The organism is Corynebacterium sp. (assembly GCF_052107835.1).
Lineage (GTDB): Bacteria > Actinomycetota > Actinomycetes > Mycobacteriales > Mycobacteriaceae > Corynebacterium.
In genome coordinates, this window is the sequence record NZ_JBQEDF010000040.1 from 1 (window position 1) to 19880 (window position 19880).

Annotated in this window: 20 protein-coding genes; 15 read left to right on the forward strand and 5 right to left on the reverse strand. The window is 68.0% G+C overall.

The genetic code is table 11. The features are described 5' to 3' along the window. Positions 1 to 7 precede the first annotated feature (7 nt). The gene (locus ACTIL2_RS10355; protein ID WP_442337391.1) at positions 8 to 1021 is read right to left on the reverse strand and encodes an SGNH/GDSL hydrolase family protein; all 1014 of its coding nucleotides are present in this window, start codon (positions 1019 to 1021) and stop codon (positions 8 to 10) included. Between the two features lie 259 nt (positions 1022 to 1280). On the opposite strand from ACTIL2_RS10355, the gene ACTIL2_RS10360 reads away from it, so the two are divergent. Beyond that, positions 1281 to 3383 (forward strand): hypothetical protein, encoded by a 2103-nt coding sequence (locus ACTIL2_RS10360; protein ID WP_442337392.1) that lies wholly within the window; start codon positions 1281 to 1283, stop codon positions 3381 to 3383. Between the two features lie 60 nt (positions 3384 to 3443). Here the strand turns inward: ACTIL2_RS10360 and ACTIL2_RS10365 are convergent, their stop codons facing one another. The 3 genes from ACTIL2_RS10365 to ACTIL2_RS10375 form a co-directional block, all read right to left on the reverse strand. Then, positions 3444 to 4376, reverse strand: coding sequence for an SGNH/GDSL hydrolase family protein (locus tag ACTIL2_RS10365; protein ID WP_442337393.1), 933 nt, complete (start codon positions 4374 to 4376; stop codon positions 3444 to 3446). A gap of 130 nt (positions 4377 to 4506) precedes the next feature. Next, a complete protein-coding gene (locus ACTIL2_RS10370; RefSeq protein WP_442337394.1) occupies positions 4507 to 4980 on the reverse strand; it encodes an inorganic diphosphatase in 474 nt (157 codons plus the stop codon). Between the two features lie 23 nt (positions 4981 to 5003). Continuing rightward, entirely contained in the window at positions 5004 to 5459 is a 456-nt protein-coding gene (locus ACTIL2_RS10375; RefSeq protein ID WP_442337395.1) for an SRPBCC family protein, read from the reverse strand. A gap of 80 nt (positions 5460 to 5539) precedes the next feature. Between ACTIL2_RS10375 and ACTIL2_RS10380 the strand changes: the two genes are divergently transcribed. Together ACTIL2_RS10380 and ACTIL2_RS10385 are read left to right on the forward strand one after the other, a co-directional pair. Further along, the gene (locus ACTIL2_RS10380; RefSeq protein ID WP_442337396.1) at positions 5540 to 6037 is read left to right on the forward strand and encodes a GNAT family N-acetyltransferase; all 498 of its coding nucleotides are present in this window, start codon (positions 5540 to 5542) and stop codon (positions 6035 to 6037) included. Further along, positions 6034 to 6675, forward strand: a complete 642-nt coding sequence (locus ACTIL2_RS10385; protein ID WP_442337397.1) for a flavin reductase family protein — start codon at positions 6034 to 6036, stop codon at positions 6673 to 6675. Before ACTIL2_RS10380 ends, ACTIL2_RS10385 begins: the two co-directional genes overlap by 4 nt. A 3-nt stretch (positions 6676 to 6678) precedes the next feature. Here the strand turns inward: ACTIL2_RS10385 and ACTIL2_RS10390 are convergent, their stop codons facing one another. Further along, positions 6679 to 7692 (reverse strand): ABC transporter substrate-binding protein, encoded by a 1014-nt coding sequence (locus tag ACTIL2_RS10390; protein ID WP_442337398.1) that lies wholly within the window; start codon positions 7690 to 7692, stop codon positions 6679 to 6681. 50 nt (positions 7693 to 7742) lie between these two features. Here ACTIL2_RS10390 and ACTIL2_RS10395 point away from each other — a divergent pair, with 50 nt between their 5' ends. The 12 genes from ACTIL2_RS10395 (at position 7743) to ACTIL2_RS10450 (ending at position 19876) form a co-directional block, all read left to right on the forward strand. Continuing rightward, positions 7743 to 9260, forward strand: a complete 1518-nt coding sequence (locus tag ACTIL2_RS10395; RefSeq protein ID WP_442337399.1) for a helix-turn-helix domain-containing protein — start codon at positions 7743 to 7745, stop codon at positions 9258 to 9260. A gap of 127 nt (positions 9261 to 9387) precedes the next feature. Continuing rightward, positions 9388 to 10749 (forward strand): D-alanyl-D-alanine carboxypeptidase/D-alanyl-D-alanine endopeptidase, encoded by a 1362-nt coding sequence (dacB, locus tag ACTIL2_RS10400; protein WP_442337400.1) that lies wholly within the window; start codon positions 9388 to 9390, stop codon positions 10747 to 10749. Between the two features lie 158 nt (positions 10750 to 10907). Then, on the forward strand, positions 10908 to 11966 hold the full coding sequence (gene tilS, locus ACTIL2_RS10405) for a tRNA lysidine(34) synthetase TilS (protein ID WP_442337401.1): 1059 nt from the start codon (positions 10908 to 10910) through the stop codon (positions 11964 to 11966). Next, positions 11963 to 12541: a hypoxanthine phosphoribosyltransferase gene (gene hpt, locus ACTIL2_RS10410; protein ID WP_442337402.1), complete on the forward strand. Its 579-nt coding sequence runs from the start codon at positions 11963 to 11965 to the stop codon at positions 12539 to 12541. Before tilS ends, hpt begins: the two co-directional genes overlap by 4 nt. A gap of 63 nt (positions 12542 to 12604) precedes the next feature. Next, complete coding sequence (gene ftsH / locus ACTIL2_RS10415) at positions 12605 to 14959, forward strand: ATP-dependent zinc metalloprotease FtsH (RefSeq protein ID WP_442337403.1); 2355 nt, start codon at positions 12605 to 12607, stop codon at positions 14957 to 14959. 13 nt (positions 14960 to 14972) lie between these two features. Continuing rightward, positions 14973 to 15566: a GTP cyclohydrolase I FolE gene (folE, locus tag ACTIL2_RS10420; RefSeq protein WP_442337404.1), complete on the forward strand. Its 594-nt coding sequence runs from the start codon at positions 14973 to 14975 to the stop codon at positions 15564 to 15566. Beyond that, entirely contained in the window at positions 15566 to 16462 is an 897-nt protein-coding gene (folP, locus tag ACTIL2_RS10425) for a dihydropteroate synthase (protein ID WP_442337405.1), read from the forward strand. The genes folE and folP overlap by 1 nt, the downstream gene beginning before the upstream one ends. After that, positions 16455 to 16835, forward strand: a complete 381-nt coding sequence (gene folB / locus ACTIL2_RS10430; RefSeq protein WP_442337406.1) for a dihydroneopterin aldolase — start codon at positions 16455 to 16457, stop codon at positions 16833 to 16835. The genes folP and folB overlap by 8 nt, the downstream gene beginning before the upstream one ends. Next, a complete protein-coding gene (folK, locus tag ACTIL2_RS10435; RefSeq protein WP_442337407.1) occupies positions 16832 to 17380 on the forward strand; it encodes a 2-amino-4-hydroxy-6-hydroxymethyldihydropteridine diphosphokinase in 549 nt (182 codons plus the stop codon). The genes folB and folK overlap by 4 nt, the downstream gene beginning before the upstream one ends. Beyond that, positions 17377 to 17892: a DUF3180 domain-containing protein gene (locus tag ACTIL2_RS10440; RefSeq protein ID WP_442337408.1), complete on the forward strand. Its 516-nt coding sequence runs from the start codon at positions 17377 to 17379 to the stop codon at positions 17890 to 17892. The genes folK and ACTIL2_RS10440 overlap by 4 nt, the downstream gene beginning before the upstream one ends. Continuing rightward, on the forward strand, positions 17889 to 18962 hold the full coding sequence (locus ACTIL2_RS10445) for a DUF6779 domain-containing protein (protein WP_442337409.1): 1074 nt from the start codon (positions 17889 to 17891) through the stop codon (positions 18960 to 18962). Before ACTIL2_RS10440 ends, ACTIL2_RS10445 begins: the two co-directional genes overlap by 4 nt. Continuing rightward, on the forward strand, positions 18959 to 19876 hold the full coding sequence (locus ACTIL2_RS10450) for a Rossmann-like and DUF2520 domain-containing protein (RefSeq protein ID WP_442337410.1): 918 nt from the start codon (positions 18959 to 18961) through the stop codon (positions 19874 to 19876). Before ACTIL2_RS10445 ends, ACTIL2_RS10450 begins: the two co-directional genes overlap by 4 nt. Positions 19877 to 19880: the final 4 nt, after the last annotated feature.

Here is a 19880-nt window from a genome sequence, read left to right on the forward strand (position 1 = left end):
CTAGGGCTCAGCCCCGGTCCTCCAGCACCTCGTCCAGTTCGTCGGTGACGTCACTGAGCGTCGGTTCATCGTCGAGGTCGAGGTCCTCGATGACATCGAGGAGGGCCTCAGCTCCGTCGGTGCCGAACGCAGCGACGATCTGCTCGGCGAGGAACCGGCTCCCCGCGATGGACGGGTGGGCGGTCATGTTGAAGGCTGGCGTGGTGAGGTCCCAGTGGCCGGATACGTACCGGTCCGCGTCGAGCCCGCAGGTGGAGTTCTTGGCGACGGTCATTTCACGGATATCGATGAACCGGACCTTGGTGGTGTCGGCGGCAGCCTGGTGGTTGGCCTGGGTCGCGCGCTCGTAGCGGGCGGTGGTGGCGTCCGTTTCCCCGAAGGGGAGGTTGGGGATGATGTTGCGGTTGCAGTAGACCTCATTGTTGTTCGTGGTGGACAGTCGGCCGAGCAGGAGGATCTCCGCCTCCGGTGCCACTGTGCGGACCTTCTCGACACCGGCGACGAGGTTCGCCTGGACTGTCGCATCCGCCACGTTGCGGCGCTTGTCGTTCATTCCCGCGGCGAGGACCACCGTCGACGTGTTGTTGATGTGGTCCGCGGCGATGGCCCTGTCAATGCGTTCGAGCATCTGGCCGGAGGTGTGGGCGTTGCAGGCCCAGTTCTGGACGGGCTTGCCGATCTCCGCGCCAGCGAGGGCCGGCCAGGCATCCGGGGCGATGAAGCAGCCGGCCTGTTTGGGGTAGGCGAAGCCGAGCAGTGGGTATTTGTTGATCAGCCAGTGTGAGTTCGCGGTGAAGGAGTCTCCGAAGGTCACCAGGTTGTTGTCGGTCTCGGACGAGTAGGGGTTCGTCCTGGGGAACAGGGCATCCAGCGCAGGGATGCCGGCTGAACCGATCGTGCCGGACGTGGAACCGGATGAGCTCCCGGAACCGGACGCTGAACTCTCAGGCAAGTCGGTGGCGGCAGCAGGGGACACGGTCAACACTGCCGCAAGGGCGAGTGAAGCGGCGAGCGTGGGCATGAAAGCACAATGGGACCGGCGCACGGCAGAAATCTCCTTGGAAAAGGGGGTGATGGGGTGTTCGGAGACATTCCTTGCGCGTGTGAGGTTGTCTCTAGCGGTGGGTCTGCTGCGTGCGTGAGTTGGTGTCGCGAAGGTGCCCCAGGGGGCATGTATGAGAATATCCCAATCGGCGCGCGTGTGGATCGGCGGGGGCGATCACGGGGACAACTCGACGGAGTTGCGCCCCGCGTGATGCTCGCCGCGTACCGTCGTCACCATGGCAGGACACACTGAGGTGCCGCCGGTGCCGACCTACGCTGAATTGCAGGATCTGGCAGCCCGCGGCAATGACGTACCAGTCCGGGCGATGCTCCGCTTGAACGACGAACCCCGGAACCTGCTCCTCTCTGCTCCGGAAGGTGAGCGACAGGAGGTCCTCCGGTTGCCGGCCGGGGACTACTGGATCGTCCGCGGCAAAGACCGCTGCGCCTTAACCGGTGCAGACGGGACCCCACTGTTTCGTGCTGACGGCGATCGTTCGGTCGTGGCCGTGGAAGACGGGATGGCCGACATCACCGACGGCCGGTTGGATTTCCAGTGCTGTGTCCCGGAGTTCCTCGAGCGCATTGACCCGGACCGGCACGACATTCTTGATCCGCGGTACACAGTGGGAAAGATCACGTCTGTCGAGTACGAAGGACGCGCCGCGTGGCTTCTCACGAGGCAGGACACAAGGGTCACCGTGGACGCCTCCACCGGGGTTCTGCTCGCGGTATCCAGCCGGGGAGAGTCCGGCGAGCTTGTCGCCCTGGAGTTCCCGGACGACCTCGATGACGATGAGTTCTCCTGGACCGGTGACACGGTTCCAGCCCGTCCCTGGGGCACGGACCGTGCGGAAGCGTTGTTCCACGTCGAGCTGAACCGCCTGGAAGTCCCGGAACCGCAGGCCCCACCGGCCGAGCATCGCGTCCTTCCGGTGCAGGTAGATACCTGGATGATCGAGGACAGCAGTGGCCCGCAGCCCACTCTCGGGGACACCGTCGACCTGGTGCTTCAGTTCACCGAGGACGGCGATGGTGACCACTACGGTGCTGAGGTCGTGACCCTCGATGCCTGGGCGGAGGAGGCGGAGGGAACCTGCTGGCAGGTTGAACGTGGCAGCAGGCGGGGAGATGAGTTTCGGTGGAGGACGATTCTGCGCGGCGACGGTTGGTCTGCCCTGTGGGAGGCTAACCGTCCTGTCACCGGAAATGTTCATGTGCGCGGAAGTCTGCACCACGACGGGGACATCATGGGCTACCAACCGCTGCCGCCGACCCGCGGCACCGTCTCCAGGATTCGGATGGTCGGCGAAGGACATGAGACCGATGTCGGTAAGGTGCGGTTGCCGTTTCCCTATGTTGACCATTTCACCGTAAATTGGATCGGATTCACCATGGATCTCGACGATGCGGAGCGTCCGGAGCCGACTGAGCATACGCCGTCCTGGTTCAGCGGTTTCGCCGTCACCGGCAACGGGAGGCGCCGGATGCTGTGGCGTGCGGACCCGTTGTTGCCGATGATCTGGCGCACGGAGTTGGAAACCGGTGTGACGAGTTCACTCGCGCTTCCGCTGAAGATGAGCGAGGCAGGCAGGTTCCGTCAGCGCATCATCATGCCGGACGGGGACGGGGTTAGGGTTCGCACCGGGAAGCGGGATTTTCGGGTTGGCATTGCCACGGATGGAGCCGGATCGACGGACCATACTGTGACGGAGATTCCGGTGCCGGATGCCGTGTCCAGTGCTGACAACGCCGTCACCGTTCCAGACGACTGGGGTGGTGGTTGGGTGATCAGCGATTTCGGGGAAATGGAGGAGTGGACATGGACGCTTCCCGGGACATCTGTCGGTATCCCAGTGGCCAGAGGTGTCCAGCGACTCGGGAGGGTCGATGAAAGCGGCGAGTCGAACTGGCTGTACGAGGAGAAAATCAGTGACTCCAGTCGTCGTGCCCGCCTTCTTTCGGCAGGCGGACATGTGATGACGTGGCAGGACGATGTTGTACGTTATCTGGACTCTGACCTGCAGGTTGTTCGTGAGGCTGCGCCGCCGGACACGGTAGGCGATGGGCACAGAACAGTGCAGACCGCGGGTATCTACATCGCGGTGTCCGCCGATGTCCGGAGCGCTGACGGCACGACGGGCAATTGTGAGGGGTTACGGATGACAGTGCTGGAGCCCGGGACGTTGGACGTGGAGTTCAGTCAGCCGTGCGGGTGGCGTGCACATGTCCAGGTCGATGACCGTGACTCCGTGTGGCTCGCTGATGAGGGAGGGCTACGCCTGTTCACCCGAGATGATGTGGGACGGTGGAAGTCCGAGCCCTATGACTCTTTATGACTTGCCCAACTCATAAAGAGTCACAAAGGACGAGGGTGCGAGGGTGGGGACGAGTCGTAATCAGAGTCGACCGGCAACCTCCGCCGCGAGGAACTCGCTGCCTGCCCGCGACGGGTGGGACTGCATGTTGAACTGCGGCGTCGTCACATCGAACGCGCCGGCCACGTAGCGCTCGCCGTCGCGTCCGCACGTGGAGTTGTTCTCCCTGGTCTTCTCCCGGATGTCGACGAAGTCCACACCGGTCCGTGAGGCCGCCGTGCGCTGGTTGTCCTGGGTGGCCTCCTCGGCCGCGGCCGTCGACTCGTTCACCACGCCGAGTGGCAGGTTCGGGATCACGTTCACGCTGCACAGTCTCCCGTCCGGATTCGTGGAGGCCAGGCGTCCCAGTACAATGATCTCGGCCTGGGGGGCCGCGTCCTGGATCTTCCCGATGCTCGCGACGAGATTACTGATGACCTCGCTGTCCGACACGCCGCGCTGCTTGTCGTTCATGCCGGAGGACAGCACCACGGTGGAGGAGTTGTTCACGTCGCCGGCGTCGATCGCCCGGCCTACGCGGTTGAGCATGTGCGCGGTGCCGGAGTTGGTGCACGCCCAGTTCTGCACCGGTGTCTCCGAGTCCTCGGCGAGGAGGCCGGGCCAGGCGTCCGGTGCGACCAGGCAACCGTCCTGGGTGGGGTAGCCCTCGGCGGAGGACTCGATGTTGTTCGCCACCGAGTGCGAGTTCGCGGTGAAGGAGTCCCCGAAAGCGACGAGGTTGTCCGTCGTGTCCCCGGAGTACGGGTTCGACGGGTTGACCGCCGAGGAGCCCGGGAGGTTGGCCGAGCCGTTGCCGGAGGAACCGGACGTGGCTGAACTGCCGGAACTGAGGTCCTGCGCGGCGGCGGTCGTGAGGGTCAGGGGCAGGGCGAGGGCGGCGATCGCGACGATCGCGACGATCGCGCCGAGCGGGCGGCGACGACGGGCTGGGCGGCGCGAATGTGAGGGACGCACGGCGGGTCTCCTTGGAGATGGGGGAGAATGACGAAAGCGGAGTGTCCAGCACCTTACTGGACACCCCGCTCGTGCGCTGGAGTTGTGGAAAGCGGCCCTGACGTATCAGAGCCACTGGTGAGGGGATCCCCTACTTGTGGCGGTCCACGGCCTCGGCGAGGATCCTCTCGGCCTCGGCCTTGTCGCCCCAGCCGGAACCGTTGACTTCCTTGTTCGGCTCCAGGTCCTTGTAGTGGACGAAGAAGTGCTCGATCTCGTCCTTGACGTCCTGTGCGACGTCGTCGATGTCCTGGAACTTCTCGTAGCGCACGTCGTCGACGACGCAGAGCAGCTTGTCGTCGCCGCCGGCCTCGTCGGTCATCTTGAACACGCCGACCGGGCGGGCCTCGACGATGACGCCCGGGAACACGGACTCCGGCAGGATCACCAGGGCGTCCAACGGGTCGCCGTCCTCACCGAGGGTCTCGTCGATGAAGCCGTAGTCGGCCGGGTAGGCCATCGGGGTGAAAAGGTAACGATCGAGGTAGACCTTGCCGGTCTTGTGGTCGACCTCGTACTTGTTGCGGGAACCCTTGGGGATTTCGATGGTGACTTCGATGCTCATGGCCGCACAGTTTACCCTGTCAGCTACTCCACTTCGCCAGCAATGGTGGCGAGTGTCTGTGCCATTCCCTGCTCCAGCTCGGATTCGAAGGTCTCGTTGCCACCCAGGAACGCGGCGACCAGGCCGCGGGACAGGGCGGTGGTGTCGCCGTGGACGATGCGGGACTCGGTGACGTTGGTGGTGCCGTCGCCGTTGTCGGCGAGCTCGTAGCGCCAGATGGAGCTGTTGACCGGGACACGCCATTCGAGCAGCTCATTGGGGGTCCACTGGGTGATCTTGGAGGTTGTCGGCCAGGCCAGCACACCGCGCTTGTTGAGGTTCACGGTGGTGGTGCCCTTGCCGGGGGCGCCGCCGAGGACCCACATCTTCTTGCACTGGGGGCTGCGCTCGCCCATGGTCGCCAGGTCGGAGAGGACAGCCCAGACTGCGGCGGGATCGGCGTTGATGGTGCGGGACGTGGTGATCAACTGGGAGCTCATGGGGTCGACGTTACGTTCCGGGGTGGACGTTCCGCAGAGTTTTGGGTGATCATCCCGCTGACGCACGTAGTGTGATGGACATGAGTGGCAGGGAGTTCACGGTCCGGTCGGCAGTGGGGTCGGACGCGCCGGGTATCTCGCAGGTGCACGTGACCGCGTGGAAGGAGACTTACGGACCGATGCTGCCGGAGGGTGCCCTGGACGATATGGATGAGGATGAGCGCGCTGGACGGTGGGCGGAGATAATCAGGGACGGGAAGGATGTCCTGGTCGCCGAGGATGGTTCCGGAATCGTTGCCTGGGCATCCAGAGGTGAAGGGCGCGATGAGGCGGCGCCGGTACATCTGGAACTCGAGGGCATCTATTCTTTGGCCCGTGTCCACGGCACTGGCGTGGGGCAGGCGTTGTGCGATGCCGCGATCGGGGATGCCGCAGCCTACCTGTGGGTTCTCGAGGGGAACGACCGGGCGGAGGCGTTCTACCGCCGCAACGGTTTCCGTCGTGACGGGGAAGAGAAGGAACACTCCCTTGCCGGGCACGTGGGCACCACGGTGCGGATGGTAAGGAGGAAACCATGACCGGAAGACCAGGGAACGGCACACACTTCTACGAGCCCCGGGAGGGCACCGGGCTGCCGCATTCACCGTTCAACGCGATCATCGCGCCGAGGCCCATCGGCTGGATATCCAGCCGGTCCGCGGATGGCGTCCTGAACCTGGCACCCTTCAGCTTCTTCAACGCGTTCAACTACAAGCCGCCGATCATCGGGTTCTCCAGCAACGGGCCGAAGGACAGTCTGGTGAATGCCGAGACCACGGGCGAATTCTGCTGGAACCTGGTGACAAGGGAGCTGGCACCGGCGATGAACGCCACGTCCGCGTCGGTTGCCGCCGAGGTCGATGAGTTCGCGGTATCGGGGCTGACTTCCGCGGCGTCACGAATCGTTGATGTGCCGCACGTGGCGGAGTCCCGGGTCGTGTTCGAATGCCGCACCACGCAGGTCGTCCCACTACGTACACAGACCGGTCACGTGATGCAGACCAGTGTGGTGTTCGGCGAGGTTGTCGGGGTCCACATCGACCGTGAGCTGCTCATCGACGGTATCTACCAGACGGCGTTGGCCGATCCGGTGCTGCGCGGTGGCGGTCCGTCCGACTACTTCACCCTGGCCGAGGAGAATCGTTTCCAGATGAGGCGGCCGCCGGCAACGGAGTAGTACCTAGGCCAGCCGGTCGCCCAGCAACTCCTCGATGTTCTCCGCGAGCCATACGTCCGTCAGGGGAGCGGGGTCGCGCAGCCCCACGGCGAGGGTGCCGGGGAACGGGTCATCATCGGACGGTGTCAGCGGGAACGCCAGGTCGTTCTTCACCGCGTCCAGGTTCTGGAAGGCATCGCTCCCGCTCAATGTCGGGGTCCCGCCGGACGGGTCGTAGATGAAGATCACGTCCGCATCCAGTTCAGCGAAGCGTTCACCGCTGACAGTCTCGGTGTCGCTGAACTCCTCGGCTTTCCCGAACGGCCGGAAGCCGAGCTGGACAAAGAACTCCTCGGCCGGCGAGCCTGCGTAAGCCTCCACGTTGACCTGCCCACCCCTGTCGGAAATGAAGTTCGCGGTGTGGTCGGCGTACTCGGGATGGTCCTCGCGGATTGCTCCGATGGATTCATCGTGGGTTTTCTCGACATCGGCCGCGGCACCGGCCAGGTCGGTGGCCTCGCCCAGCTTCTCCAGTTGCTCGCGCCAGTCCGTTCCGTCCGGACCCCACGAGTAGCCGTACGCCAGCACCGGGGCGACCTCCGACAACTGGTCGACATCGGTCTGCTCGGTCGTGTTCACCAGGATGAGGTCCGGTTCCTCGGCGGAGATCGCCTCCACGGGGACATTGCCGTCGACCGGCTCCAGGATCGTCCCGATGTCCCCGGCGCCGTGGTCGGCGAGGAAGGAACTGAACTGCTCCCAGTCATTCGAGGCCACCGGGGTGATGCCCAGCGACAGGGCAAGTTCAGGGCCCAGCCCGCCGTAGGCGACGACCCTGTCCGGGCGTTCCTCCAGGGTCGTGGTTCCGTACTCGGTCTCCAGGTCGAGAGGGTATTCGGTGGTACCTTCGCCGGCCGGGAGGTTGTCCGTGGCACCCGAGGCGCCATCATCGTCCGAACCGCATGCGGTGGTGGTGGCGCCAACCAGGACGAGCCCCACCAACGGGGCCAGGGTCTTCTTCAGGGGATGGATAGACATAAAGAGAAAGGGTAGGGTCAGCTTAATTGTCCGCATGTCCGTACCGGACGGTGGGTGAACCCGCATCGACCACACACACCCCTGGGAGCTGTGCCATCGACTTTCTCCCCACCTGCTGGCTGGGCACGATCACCGTCCACAGCGACCACCACATCTTCCACGTGGTGAAAGGGCGTGCCCGGGTCCTGGTTCAGGGAAGCGCATGTGCCCTGCAGGAATCGGAGGCCCTGTGGATCCCGCCGGGTGTCCGCGTCGACCAGATCGCCACATCCGAGGGCTCCGTGGCCTACAGCACGCTGCTGCCCGCACACGACATTCCGGACGCGCCGGTCCGGGTGGTCCGCAGGCGGGTCACTCCGCAGATAGGGGACGTGCTGCTCCACCTCTTCTCCCGCTGGGTCACCCCGCCGTGGAAGGACACCGCACTGGATCACGGGATCCTCGACGTCCTGCGGGGCACCTTCTCTGATTCAGGACGCTCGGCGGTCGGCGTTCCCCGGATGCCCGTGGCAGGGGTGGCGTCGACAGTCGCTGGACGCCTGGCGGACGATCTGACCGACCAACGGTCACTGGAGCAGTGGGCCGTAGAGGTGGGGTCCAGTGTCCGCAACCTGACCAGGACATTCACGAAGGAGACCGGATTCTCGTTTGCCGCCTGGCGGACCGAGCTCCGTCTGGCGACCGGTGCGCGGATGCTGGCGGACGGGTGCGGTGTGGCCGAGGTAGCGGCAGCTACCGGGTACGGCAGTGCGGCGTCCTTCTCCCGGGCCTTCCGCCGGCGCACTGGAACCAGCCCGGCGGTGTACCGGGGAGCTGTCCCGTCCGTGCCGGAGCCGGGTTATGCGGCTCCCGTGCCGACCACCTCCGCAGGACACATGTTCCCGCTGGTCAACCGGCTGCACATGGCAGTGTGGATGGCGCGCGGAACAGCCGCGGTGCTGCTGCGTGACGGGGTTGTGCACCTGCATCAGGGTGACGTTCTGTGGTTGCCCGCGGGAGTGTGGCACGAGGTGTCCACCGACCCCGGTGGCGTGCTGATCCCCGTCGGTTGGCTACCCACCTCGTACATGTTGACGAGGGATGATGTTCGCCCGGTACGGCCCGGAGCGTCCTGCGCGGAGTTGCTGTACCAGGCGGCGGCGTTGAGCACCAGGATGCGGCCTTACCCGTGGGACGGCGGCGGGGCGGCCTCGCTGTTGCCTTGTTCTGTGCCGCGTTCATTGCCACAGCGCAACAGCATCATTGCCCCGGTCCTCGACGATGACGCAGCCTCCGCCCGGTCACTGGGGGACTGGTCGGCGCTGCTCGGGGTGCCGAAGGACGCCCTGGCCCGGACGTTCCTGCGCCAGACCGGGCAGTCGCACCGCAACTGGGTTGTGGAACGGCGTCTGACCAGGGCGCGGTCGTTGCTGCGCAATCCGGACATGATGGTTGGTCAGGTGGCGGAGCAGGTGGGGTACGGCACCGCCATCTCGTTCGTGCGGATCTTCAGGACCCGTACCGGCATGACGCCGGGGGAGTTCCAGCGCAGGTACGCGAAGCGCGAGGTTTTCGAGGCGGTTGAGTGAAGCAATCCTGAAGTCACGGGCTGGAAGCGACACACGGGCAGGGGAGAGCAGTGGTGTCTGACCGTGTCCACCCCGTCCGATACTGTGGTGAAATCATGATCCACCACAGGAAGGCCCTGATGCCCCGATGAGCACGACCGCCTCGCGCCGCTGGTTCTACGGCATCCTCGCATTCCTCGTTGTTGTCGCGGCCATCGTCGCCACCGCGCTGGTGATCCACCACCAGAACGCCTATGACGTGGAGGATCCCGCCGCGATCCCGGATGCGACCCCCGTCCTGCAGCCCGCCGCCACCGACGGCCCCGCCCCCGAGGTGGACGACGATCTCGCTCAGGCGGCCGCTGACCCTGCCCTCGGCACCCTGTCGGGGCACGTCACCGACATCGCCACCGGCGAGGAGGTCTGGGCCGAAGGCTCCGACAGGATGATGGTCCCCGCCTCGGCCACGAAACTCGCCACGGCAGCGGCCGCGCTCTCGACCCTGCCCGGGGACGAACGCGTCCCGACCCACGTGTACCGCGGGGCCGAGCCCGGCAAGATCGTGCTGAAGGGCGAGGGGGACGTGACCCTGGAGGGTTCCGAAGGGTCGGGCTTCTTCACCTCGCCCGCGAACATTGAGGGTCTTGCGGGACAGGTCAGCGAGGCACTCGGCGAGGAGCAGGTCACCGAGGTCATCGTGGACAACTCCGCGCGCGCCGGGTCCCTGTTCAACCGCACGTGGGACCGGCGTGACATCGCCGCCGGGAATGTCGCGCCGCTGTCCGCGGTGATGGTGGATGCCGGGCGGACCGATCCGTCGGACAACTACTCGCCCCGGTCCGCGTCGCCTGCTTCCGATGCCGGTAACGCCCTGGCCGCGGCGCTCGGGGCCCCGGACGCTTCGGTGACAACCACCAACGAGGAGGCCCCGGTCGGCGAGGATGACCCGGATTCCGCCCCCTTAGGTGCGGTGTACTCCGCCCCGCTGACCACCCGTGTCCGTGACATGCTGCTGAACAGCGACAACATGCTCGCGGAAGCGGTCGCCCGCGAGGTCGCCGTGGCCCGCGGTGAGGAACCGACCTTCGCCGGCGCCACGAAGGCCACGCTCGACGCGCTCGGGGAACTGGACATCGACGTGTCCAAGGCCGTGCTGCGCGACAATTCCGGGATGAGCGGGGCGAACCGCCTGTCCGCCCGCATCCTCGACGGCATCATCAACGCCGCCGCCTCGCGGGACGACCTGCGTGCCATCCTCGACGGTCTGCCTGTCGCGGGCGGCAGCGGAACCCTGTTCGAGCGCTACGGGGCGGACTCGGGCTCCGGTGAGGGTGCGGGCTGGGTCCGGGCGAAGACCGGCACGCTCGACGGCGTGAACGCCCTGGCGGGGACGGTCACCACCGAGGCTGGGCGCACGTTGAGCTTCTCCTTCCTGTCCAACGGTTCCGACATGGATGCCGGGCGCGCCGCCCTGGACCGGCTGGCCGCCGCGCTGCGCACCGCGGAGTAGGCGGAGCAGGTGCCTGTCATGCGGCGTCCCCCGTGCCACTCCCGGAAGTCCTACCATTCTTCGGTGACAGGAATCTTCGCGGCCTGGGGTTTTGTGGCCGGCGCCGGTGAAAAAGTGGTAGAACTTCCGGCGAGCGTGGCGGGGACGGAGGGAGTCCGGTGATCAGGACGCCCCGCACCCTCGCTGTGCGCCGCAGCCTCGGCAGATTCCTGGACGACCACCCGGACCTGGTCAGTCCCGGCGACCCGGTGGTCTGCGGGGTCTCCGGCGGCGGGGACTCGCTGGCATTGGCCGCCGCCTGCGTCCACGCCGGGCTGGAGGTCACCACCGTCACCGTGGACCATGGACTGCAGGACGGGTCAGCGGACGTGGCGGCCACCGCCGCGGACATCTGTCGGCAGCTCGGCGCGGATTCCGTCATCGCCACGGTCAACGTGGCCGGACGGGGCGAGGCCGCCGCCCGTGACGCCCGCTACACAGCACTCGGGGAGCATGCACACGGGCGCCCCGTCCTGGTGGCGCACACCGCGGACGACGATGCCGAGGGGCTGCTCCTCGCCCTGGCCCGCGGCTCGGGGACGGGAAGTCTCGCGGGCCTCCGGGAGGTCAGCCATGACCACCACGCGGTGACGGCGGGGGCGTCCTGGCTGGGACGGCCCCTGTTGCACGCGACCAGGGACGACACCCTCGGAAGCTGTGCCGAGCTGGGTCTGGAACCCTGGCACGACCCGCACAATGAATCCCCGGACATCGTCCGTGCACGGGTGCGTCATGAACTCCTGCCGCTGGTCCGCGATGTGCTGGGGGAGGGGAGCCCGGGCAACCTCGCCCGGTCGGCCCGGATGCTGCGCCAGGACGCCGACCTGCTCCACGCGATGGCGCAGGAGGTGCTCGACGGGATCGTCCGGGACGACCGGCGCGTCCTGCCGGTGGAGGACGTGGAGAACCAGCCCGCAGCCCTGCGCCGCCGCGTCCTGAGACTGTGGCTCGCCGACCTTGCCGGACCACTGACGTCGGCGCACCTGGTGATGCTGGATGCCCTGGTCTCCGACTGGCATGGGCAGGGTCCGGTGGCGGTGCCCTACCCGGCCGCTGCGAGCGCCCGGGCGCAGGCATCTACAATGGGGGTGACCCGTCGACTGGTGGTGCGTCGCCGCCGGACGGACACCGGAAGTCAGCTGGAAATCGCCCAGACCGCAGGAGTCGAGAACCGATGATCACGAAGAGAACCGACGTACCCGACAACTGCTACCTCGACGACGTGGAGGCCATCCTCGTCGACGAACCGACCCTCCACGCCCGCATCGCGGAGATGGCGCAGGCCGCCAGCGACCGCTACCGGGGCGAGGAGGAGGACACGATCCTGGTCTGTGTCCTGAAGGGGGCGACCTACTTCATCGCGGACTTCGCCCGGGCGATGGACGTGCCCACCCAGATGGAGTTCATGGCGGTGTCCACCTACGGCGACGAGGCACAGTCCTCGGGCACCGTGGAGATCCACCTCGACCTCAAGCGGGACATCCGCGGACGCAACGTGATCATCCTCGAGGACATCATCGAGTCCGGCATCACGCTGTCCTGGCTGGTGGATGAACTCTCCGGTCGTGGGCCGAAGAGCCTGGAGGTCATCGCCCTGCTGCGCAAGCCCGAGACGGTGCAGGAGCAGGTGGACGCCACGGACATCGGCTTCGACATCCCCAATGACTTCGTCGTCGGCTACGGACTGGACTTCGCCGAGCGGTACCGCGACCTTCCCTGGGTCGGCACGCTGCGGCCCAGCGTGTACAGCTGACGTCATTCGCGTCCCCAGGGTGGGGAAACGCGCCGTCGGCTCCTGCGATACGCTAGTGGGACTATGAACAAGAAGAGGGTTCTGAGGATCGCCGCCATCGTCGCCGCGGTCCTCGTAGCGATCTACGCCTTCGGCGTCCTCACCGACTCCACCCGCGGCTACGACGACGTCGACACGTCCGTGGCGCTGGAGCAGGTCGACGACAACAACGTCGAAGAAGTGCAGATCAACGACCGTGAGCAGCAGCTCCAGATGAAGCTGCGCGATGAGATCAGCGTCGACGGCAAGGACGGCATCGACCAGGTCATCGCGCAGTACCCGGCACGGGCCGCGGACACGGTCTTCGACCGGGTCGAGGCGTCCGACGCCGACCAGTACACCACCAACGTCACCGAGGACAGCATGCTCGGTTCACTGCTGGTGATGCTGCTGCCGATCCTGCTGATCGGTGCGCTGCTGCTGTTCTTCCTCACGCGCATGCAGGGGGGAGGTGCCGGAGGGCCCTTCAACATCGGCAAGTCGAAGGCCAAGGAACTCAACGTCGACAACCCGGAGACCACCTTCGACGATGTCGCCGGTGCCGACGAGGCCGTCGAGGAGCTCGACGAGATCCGGGACTTCCTGCAGAACCCGGACCGCTACGAGGAACTCGGCGCGAAGATCCCCCGCGGCGTGCTGCTCTACGGTCCGCCCGGCACGGGTAAGACGCTGCTGGCCCGCGCTGTCGCCGGTGAGGCCGGTGTGCCGTTCTACACCATCTCCGGCTCCGACTTCGTGGAGATGTTCGTCGGTGTCGGTGCCTCCCGTGTGCGCGACCTGTTCAAGACCGCCAAGGAGAACAGTCCCTGCATCATCTTCGTCGACGAGATCGACGCTGTCGGACGCCAGCGCGGCGCCGGGATGGGCGGCGGCCACGACGAGCGCGAGCAGACCCTCAACCAGCTCCTGGTCGAGATGGACGGCTTCAGCGACCGCGAGAACGTGATCCTCATGGCCGCGACGAACCGTCCGGACATCCTGGACCCCGCACTGCTGCGCCCGGGCCGTTTCGACCGGCAGATCCCGGTCAGCAACCCGGACATCGCCGGGCGTGAGCAGATCCTGCGCGTGCACTCCAAGGGCAAGCCCTTCGCCGATGACGTTGACCTGAACTCCCTGGCCAAGCGCACGGTCGGGATGTCCGGCGCGGACCTGGCCAACGTCCTGAACGAGGCGGCGCTGCTGACCGCCCGCGTGGACGGCAACGTGATCACCGGCGACGCCCTGGAGGAGGCCACCGACCGTGTGATCGGCGGTCCGCGCCGCAGCGGCAAGATCATCTCCGAGCACGAGAAGAAGGTCACCGCCTACCACGAGGGCGGCCACACCCTGGCCGCCTGGGGCATCAAGGACATCGAGCGCGTCTACAAGGTCACCATCCTCGCCCGTGGCAAGACCGGCGGGCACGCGATGGCCGTCCCCGAGGACGACAAGGGCATGTACAACCGCTCCGAGCTCTTCGCCCGCCTGGTCTTCGCGATGGGCGGACGTGCCGCCGAGGAGCTGGTGTTCGGCTCACCGACCACCGGTGCGTCCGCGGACATCGAGCAGGCCACGAAGATCGCCCGCGCGATGGTCACCGAGTACGGCATGAGCCCGCAGCTCGGTGCCGTGAAGTACGGCGAGGAACAGGGCGACCCGTTCGTCGGACGCGGTGGCCAGGGCTCCCTGGACTACTCCCCGGCCGTGGCCGCCACGATCGACGAGCAGGTCCGCATGCTCATCGAGAAGGCCCACTCGATCGCCTACAGCATCCTCCGCGACAACCGGGACTACCTGGACAGGCTCGCCGAGAAACTGCTGGAGAAGGAGACGTTGCGGCGTCCCGACCTGGAGGCCATCTTCGACGACATGGAGCCGGCGGAGTTCACCGAGATCTTCGACAACCAGGACTCCGGGCACCCGAGGGACAACCGCGAGCCGGTGAAGACCCCCAATGAGCTGGCCCGTGAGCGCGGCGAGGAGCCTCCGGCCCGCAACGACTTCTTCTCCGCCGCGCGCCGCGCCCGTATGGAGCGCCGGCGTGAGGAGAAGGAACGCGCGCTGCGGCAGGAAGAGGAGGAGGGACAGGACGGCCCGGCACCGCAGCCGCCGCAGTACCCGGAGCGTCCGAGGACGGGCCGGTGGAGCGGCCGCGCCCCCAGCGCCGACGGCCCCGACCACCTGTGGGGTGGCCAGGACGAGGTGAACCCGGTCGACCGGTCCGCTCCCGCCCGCCACCCCGGGGAGAGCAGTTACGGCCCCGCTCCGCAGCCCCCGCAGCAGCGCGGGTTCCGGCTGCCCGACAATGAGCAGCCGGACCGCGACGGCGGCGACAGCGCCGGGGACAACGGCGATTCCACCGGCGATGGCGGCCGCCACCACCGCCGCGACAACTAGAGCGGGAGACACAGTGCCTGAAGAACAGATCGACGAGAGTAGCTTCGACCAGCCCCGCGCCGAGGCCGCCGTCCGCGAACTGCTGCTCGCCCTCGGGGAGGACCCCGACCGGGAGGGACTGCAGGACACACCCTCCCGCGTCGCCCGTGCCTACCGGGAGTCCTTCGACGGCCTCTTCCGTGACCCGGCGGACGTCCTGGCGAAGACCTTCAACGAGGACCACCGGGAACTCGTCCTGGTCAAGGACATCCCGATCTACTCCACCTGCGAGCACCACCTGGTGCCGTTCTACGGGCACGTCCACATCGGGTACATCCCCGGGGACTCCGGCAAGGTCACCGGGCTGTCCAAGCTGGCCCGCCTGGCGGACGGCTACGCCAAGCGCCCGCAGGTCCAGGAACGTCTGACCAGCCAGATCGCTGATGCGGTGGACACGCACCTGGAGGCGCAGGCCGTCATCGTCGTCATCGAGGCCGAGCACCTCTGCATGGCGATGCGGGGCATCCGCAAACCGGGGGCGACGACCGTCACCTCCGCCGTGCGCGGCGGTTTCCGCAACGACGCCCGCTCCCGCGCGGAGGTTCTCAGCCTGATCCGGGGCAACTGATGCCGGGGGACGACCGCACACTGGTGATGGGGATCCTCAACGTCACCGAGGACTCCTTCTCCGACGGCGGCCAGTGGAGCACCACGGACGCCGCGCTCGCCCACGCCCGGGCCATGGTTGCCGGAGGTGCCGACATCGTCGACGTCGGCGGGGAGTCGACGCGTCCCGGCGCCACCCGGGTGGACGCGGACGTCGAGGCGTCCCGCGTGGTCCCGGTGATCCGGGCGCTGCACGCCGACGGGATCACGACCAGTGTGGACACCATGCGTGCCTCCACGGCGCGCGCCGCGGTCGAGGCGGGGGTGGACATCGTCAACGACGTCTCCGGCGGCCAGGCGGACCCCGGCATGTACCGGGCCGTGGCGGAGGCGAACCGGCACCGGGCCGTGGACTACTGCCTGATGCACTGGCGGGCCGGGCGTTTCGAGTCGGCCGCCGGACGCGCCGACTACGGTGCCCGGGCCGGCGGGGTTCTCGCCGACGTCGTCACCGTGCTCACCGATCTGGCGCAGCAGGCGCAGGACGCCGGGATCCCGCGCGAACGGCTCATCCTCGACCCCGGGCTCGGCTTCGCCAAGGACGCCGACGACAACTGGGCCCTGCTGAACGGCATGCGGAACTACCTGGAGCTGGGATACCGTGTTCTGATCGGCGCGAGCCGAAAGCGATTCCTCACCGCGCTGCGTCCCGACGCCGACGGCAAGCCGGCACCGGCGGACTCGGCGCCCGCCGACGAGGCGACCGCGGCACTGTCCGCACTGGCCGCGGCGTCCGGCGCCTGGGCCGTCCGGGTCCACGACGTCGCGGCGAACCGGACAGCGGTGGACGTCGCACACGCCGTGGCCACCGGCCGCGGCCCCGCACTACCTGACGGATGGAGGGCCCGCCGTGGCTGACCGCATCGAGCTGGACGGACTGGAGGTCTACGGCTACCACGGGGTCTACGACTTCGAGAAGGCCAAGGGACAGAAGTTCATCGTGGACCTGGTGGTGTGGACGGACTTCACCGACGCCGTCGCCGACGACGACATCGACAGGACGATCTCGTACGTCGACCTGGCGGACATCGCCGTGGACGTGGTCTCCGGGGAGAGCCTCGACCTCATCGAGACTGTCTCCGCCACCATCGCCGACCGGATCAACGGGCTCGACCGGGTCATCGCGGTGGAGGTCACCGTCCACAAGCCGGACGCCCCGATCCACCACCCGTTCTCCGATGTGCGCGTGGTCGCCCGGCGTTCGCGCAAGGCCCCTGGACCGCGGACATGACGTACCGCGCCGTTCTCGCCCTCGGGTCGAACCTCGCGGGGCCGCTGTCGGGGCCGGAGGAGCAGATCCGGGTCGCCGCCCACGCACTGGCCGCGCGGCCGGACGTGACCCCGGTCGCCGCCAGCGCAATGTACGCGACCCCGCCGTGGGGGGTGACCGACCAGGACGAGTTCCGCAACAGCATCCTGGTCGTCGACACGGCCCTGGAACCGCTCGACCTGCTGCACGTCTGCCAGCAGCTGGAGCAGGGCGCCCGCCGGGTGCGCTCCCGGCACTGGGGCCCGCGCACCCTCGACGTGGACATCGTGGCAGTGGACGGGGAACGCGGCGGGGTGGCCAGCGACGGACGCTGGGGCGAGGAACTCGTCCTGCCGCACCCGTGGGCGCACCGTCGGGCGTTCGTCCTGGTGCCGTGGCTCGACGCGGACCCGGACGCCGAGCTGTCCGGGCGCCCGGTGTCACGGCTGCTGGAGGATCTCGAGGGGGACGACCCGTCGGAGACGGCGGGAATCCGGGCCCTGCCCGACGTAGCATGGGCACCATGATGGCGACATCAGGCAACGGCATGTCCACGACCAGCATCCCCCTGCTGCTCACCGCGGCCGCCGGGGCGGTCGTCGTCGGGTTCGCCGCCGCCTGGACGTTCTACGGGAGTTTCCCGAGGATCACGGTCGGGTCCTCCCTGGCCCTGTGGGTCTTCGCCATCGTCGCCGCGGTACTCGCGTTGCTCGTGCGCCGCCGGATCGAGGACGGGTCCGTGGGGCAGGACCGCTCCCAGATGTCGCCGGTGTTCATCTCCCGGTGCGCCCTGTTCGGCAAGGCGGCCGCCTGGATCGGGGCCGTGGTCGGAGGGCTGTACGCAGGGGTGACGGTGTACGTCCTGCTCCGCCACAGCGAGTTGCTCGCCGCGCAGCAGGACACCCCAGGGGCGGTGACGTGCCTGGTTGCCGGGGCGGCGATGGCGGGGGCGGGCGTGTGGCTGGAACGAAGTTGCCTCGTGCCACCCGGCGATGCCGACCCGGATAACGGCCGGGGGGATGTACTGTTGTCCCCATGAGTTCTGCGTATTCGCCCGACGAGTCGCACCGGCTTCCTGATCCGTCGAGCCGGCGCGAGTCCCGCACGCCCGGTGGCGGCGGCCTCAAACTGCTGATGTACCTCGTGTTCGTCCTGGCCCTCGCCGCGACAATCATCATGTTCTTCGTCGACTCGGAGATGTGGCTCAATGTTGCGGTCATCACCTCCCTGTGGGCGGCGTTCTTCGGCGCGATCCTGGTGTCGCGCTACTCCGGGGTCATCGGAGAGGAACGCAGCCGCCGGCAGGAGCAGGAGCGTCGCCACAAGGCCGAGCTCGACTTCGAGCGCGCCGAGGCACAGCGCCGCGAGGTGGAGCTGGAGAAGGACTACCGGACCCGGCTGAACACCGAGCGCGACGCGACCCTGGACTCCATCCGCAAGGAGCTGGAGGCCATGCGCGAGCAGCTCTCGGACCTGTCCGGCGGGGAGTGGACCGACGAACAGGTGTCGCTGAAGGCCCGCGCCGAGCGGATCATTGAGCTGGAGCGCAGCGGATCCCGGCCGTCGTCCGAACCGGCCGCCGGTTCCGCCGCGGCAGCGCCGAAGTCCCCCGCACCCGAGCAGCACGCCCAGCCGGAGCCGCAGGAGCAGCAGGAACAGCATTCGGGAGGACGCCGGGGCGGTTTCGCCACCGGCACCTTCGCCGCGGTGCGCTGGTCCGGTGCGGACAGCCAGGACACCACCCAGATCCCGATGGTCGTCGACACCAGGGCGATGGAGGACGGCGCGGACACCGGATCATCCGCACCGGCTGCAGACGCCGGGGCAGAGCAGCCGGAGGCCGCCCAGGAGGCCGCCCAGGAGCCCGCCAGGCAGGCACCCGTCGAGCCGGAAGCCCCGGAGCCAGCGGCAGCTGAGCCCGCGGCCTCCCAGCCTGAGCCCTCCGCACCCGACTCGGACGAGCCCGCCGGATCCGCCGGGGAGCCGCGCCGCCGCCGCGCCGCGGAGGTCCCGGACGAGGAGGCACACGGACGTCGCCGCGCCGACGAGCACGAGGGTGGTCTGACCGTCGCGCAGCTGATGGCGCAGATGAAGAAGAACGCTAAGTGACCGACCGGCAGGAACCCCGCCTGTCGGTGGGGGTCATTTCTGCCGGGTCCGTCGGTACCGCCGTCGCGGAGTCCCTGCAGCGTGCCGGCCACCACATCCACGGCATCGTGGCCAGGTCGGAGACCTCCCGCGAGCGTGCCGCGTCCCGCCTTCCGTCCGTCCCCGTCACGACGGTGGAGGACGCGGCCCAGGCGGCACTGGTCGTCCTCGCCGTCCCCGACCCTGAACTGCCCGGGGTCGTCGGGGAGCTTGCCGCCACTGTCCGGGAGGGGCAGATCGTGCTGCACACCGCCGGGGCCCTGGGGTGCGGCGTGCTGCAGCCGGTCACGGACAACGGTGCACTGCCGTTGGCGTTGCACCCGGCGATGACCTTCCTGGACCGCGCCGAGGACACCGACAACCTCCTGGGGTGCGCGTGGGGGATCACCAGCGACTCCGACACCGGGGCAGCCGTCGCGGAACTTCTCGTGGGGACGATGGGTGGCGTTCCCGTGACGGTCGCGGAGGAGAACAGGACGCTCTACCACGCGGCGATGGCGCACGGGGCGAACCATGTGGTCACCCAGGTCAGTGAGGCGCTGCGGATGCTCGACCACGCACTGGCCGATGCCGGTACGGCGGGAGGGGACGTCGGGGACGACGTCGGCGGCTCCGCGGAGAACCCGGACTCGGCGCTGATGCTGCGCCGGATCCTGCCGACGGCGGTGTCCGCTGCCCTGGAACGCAGGATGGGCGCGCTGACCGGGCCGACGGCCCGCGATGACGCGGCCACCGTCCTGCGCCATCTCGGCGCACTGGACGCCCTCCCCTCAGGGCCCGGGACGAACGGTCTGGCCCGGGCCTACCGGCAGGATGCGGAACGCACGGCCCAGACCTACGGTTCGTTGAACGTGGAGCGTGCGGTGGAGTCGTAGTCGC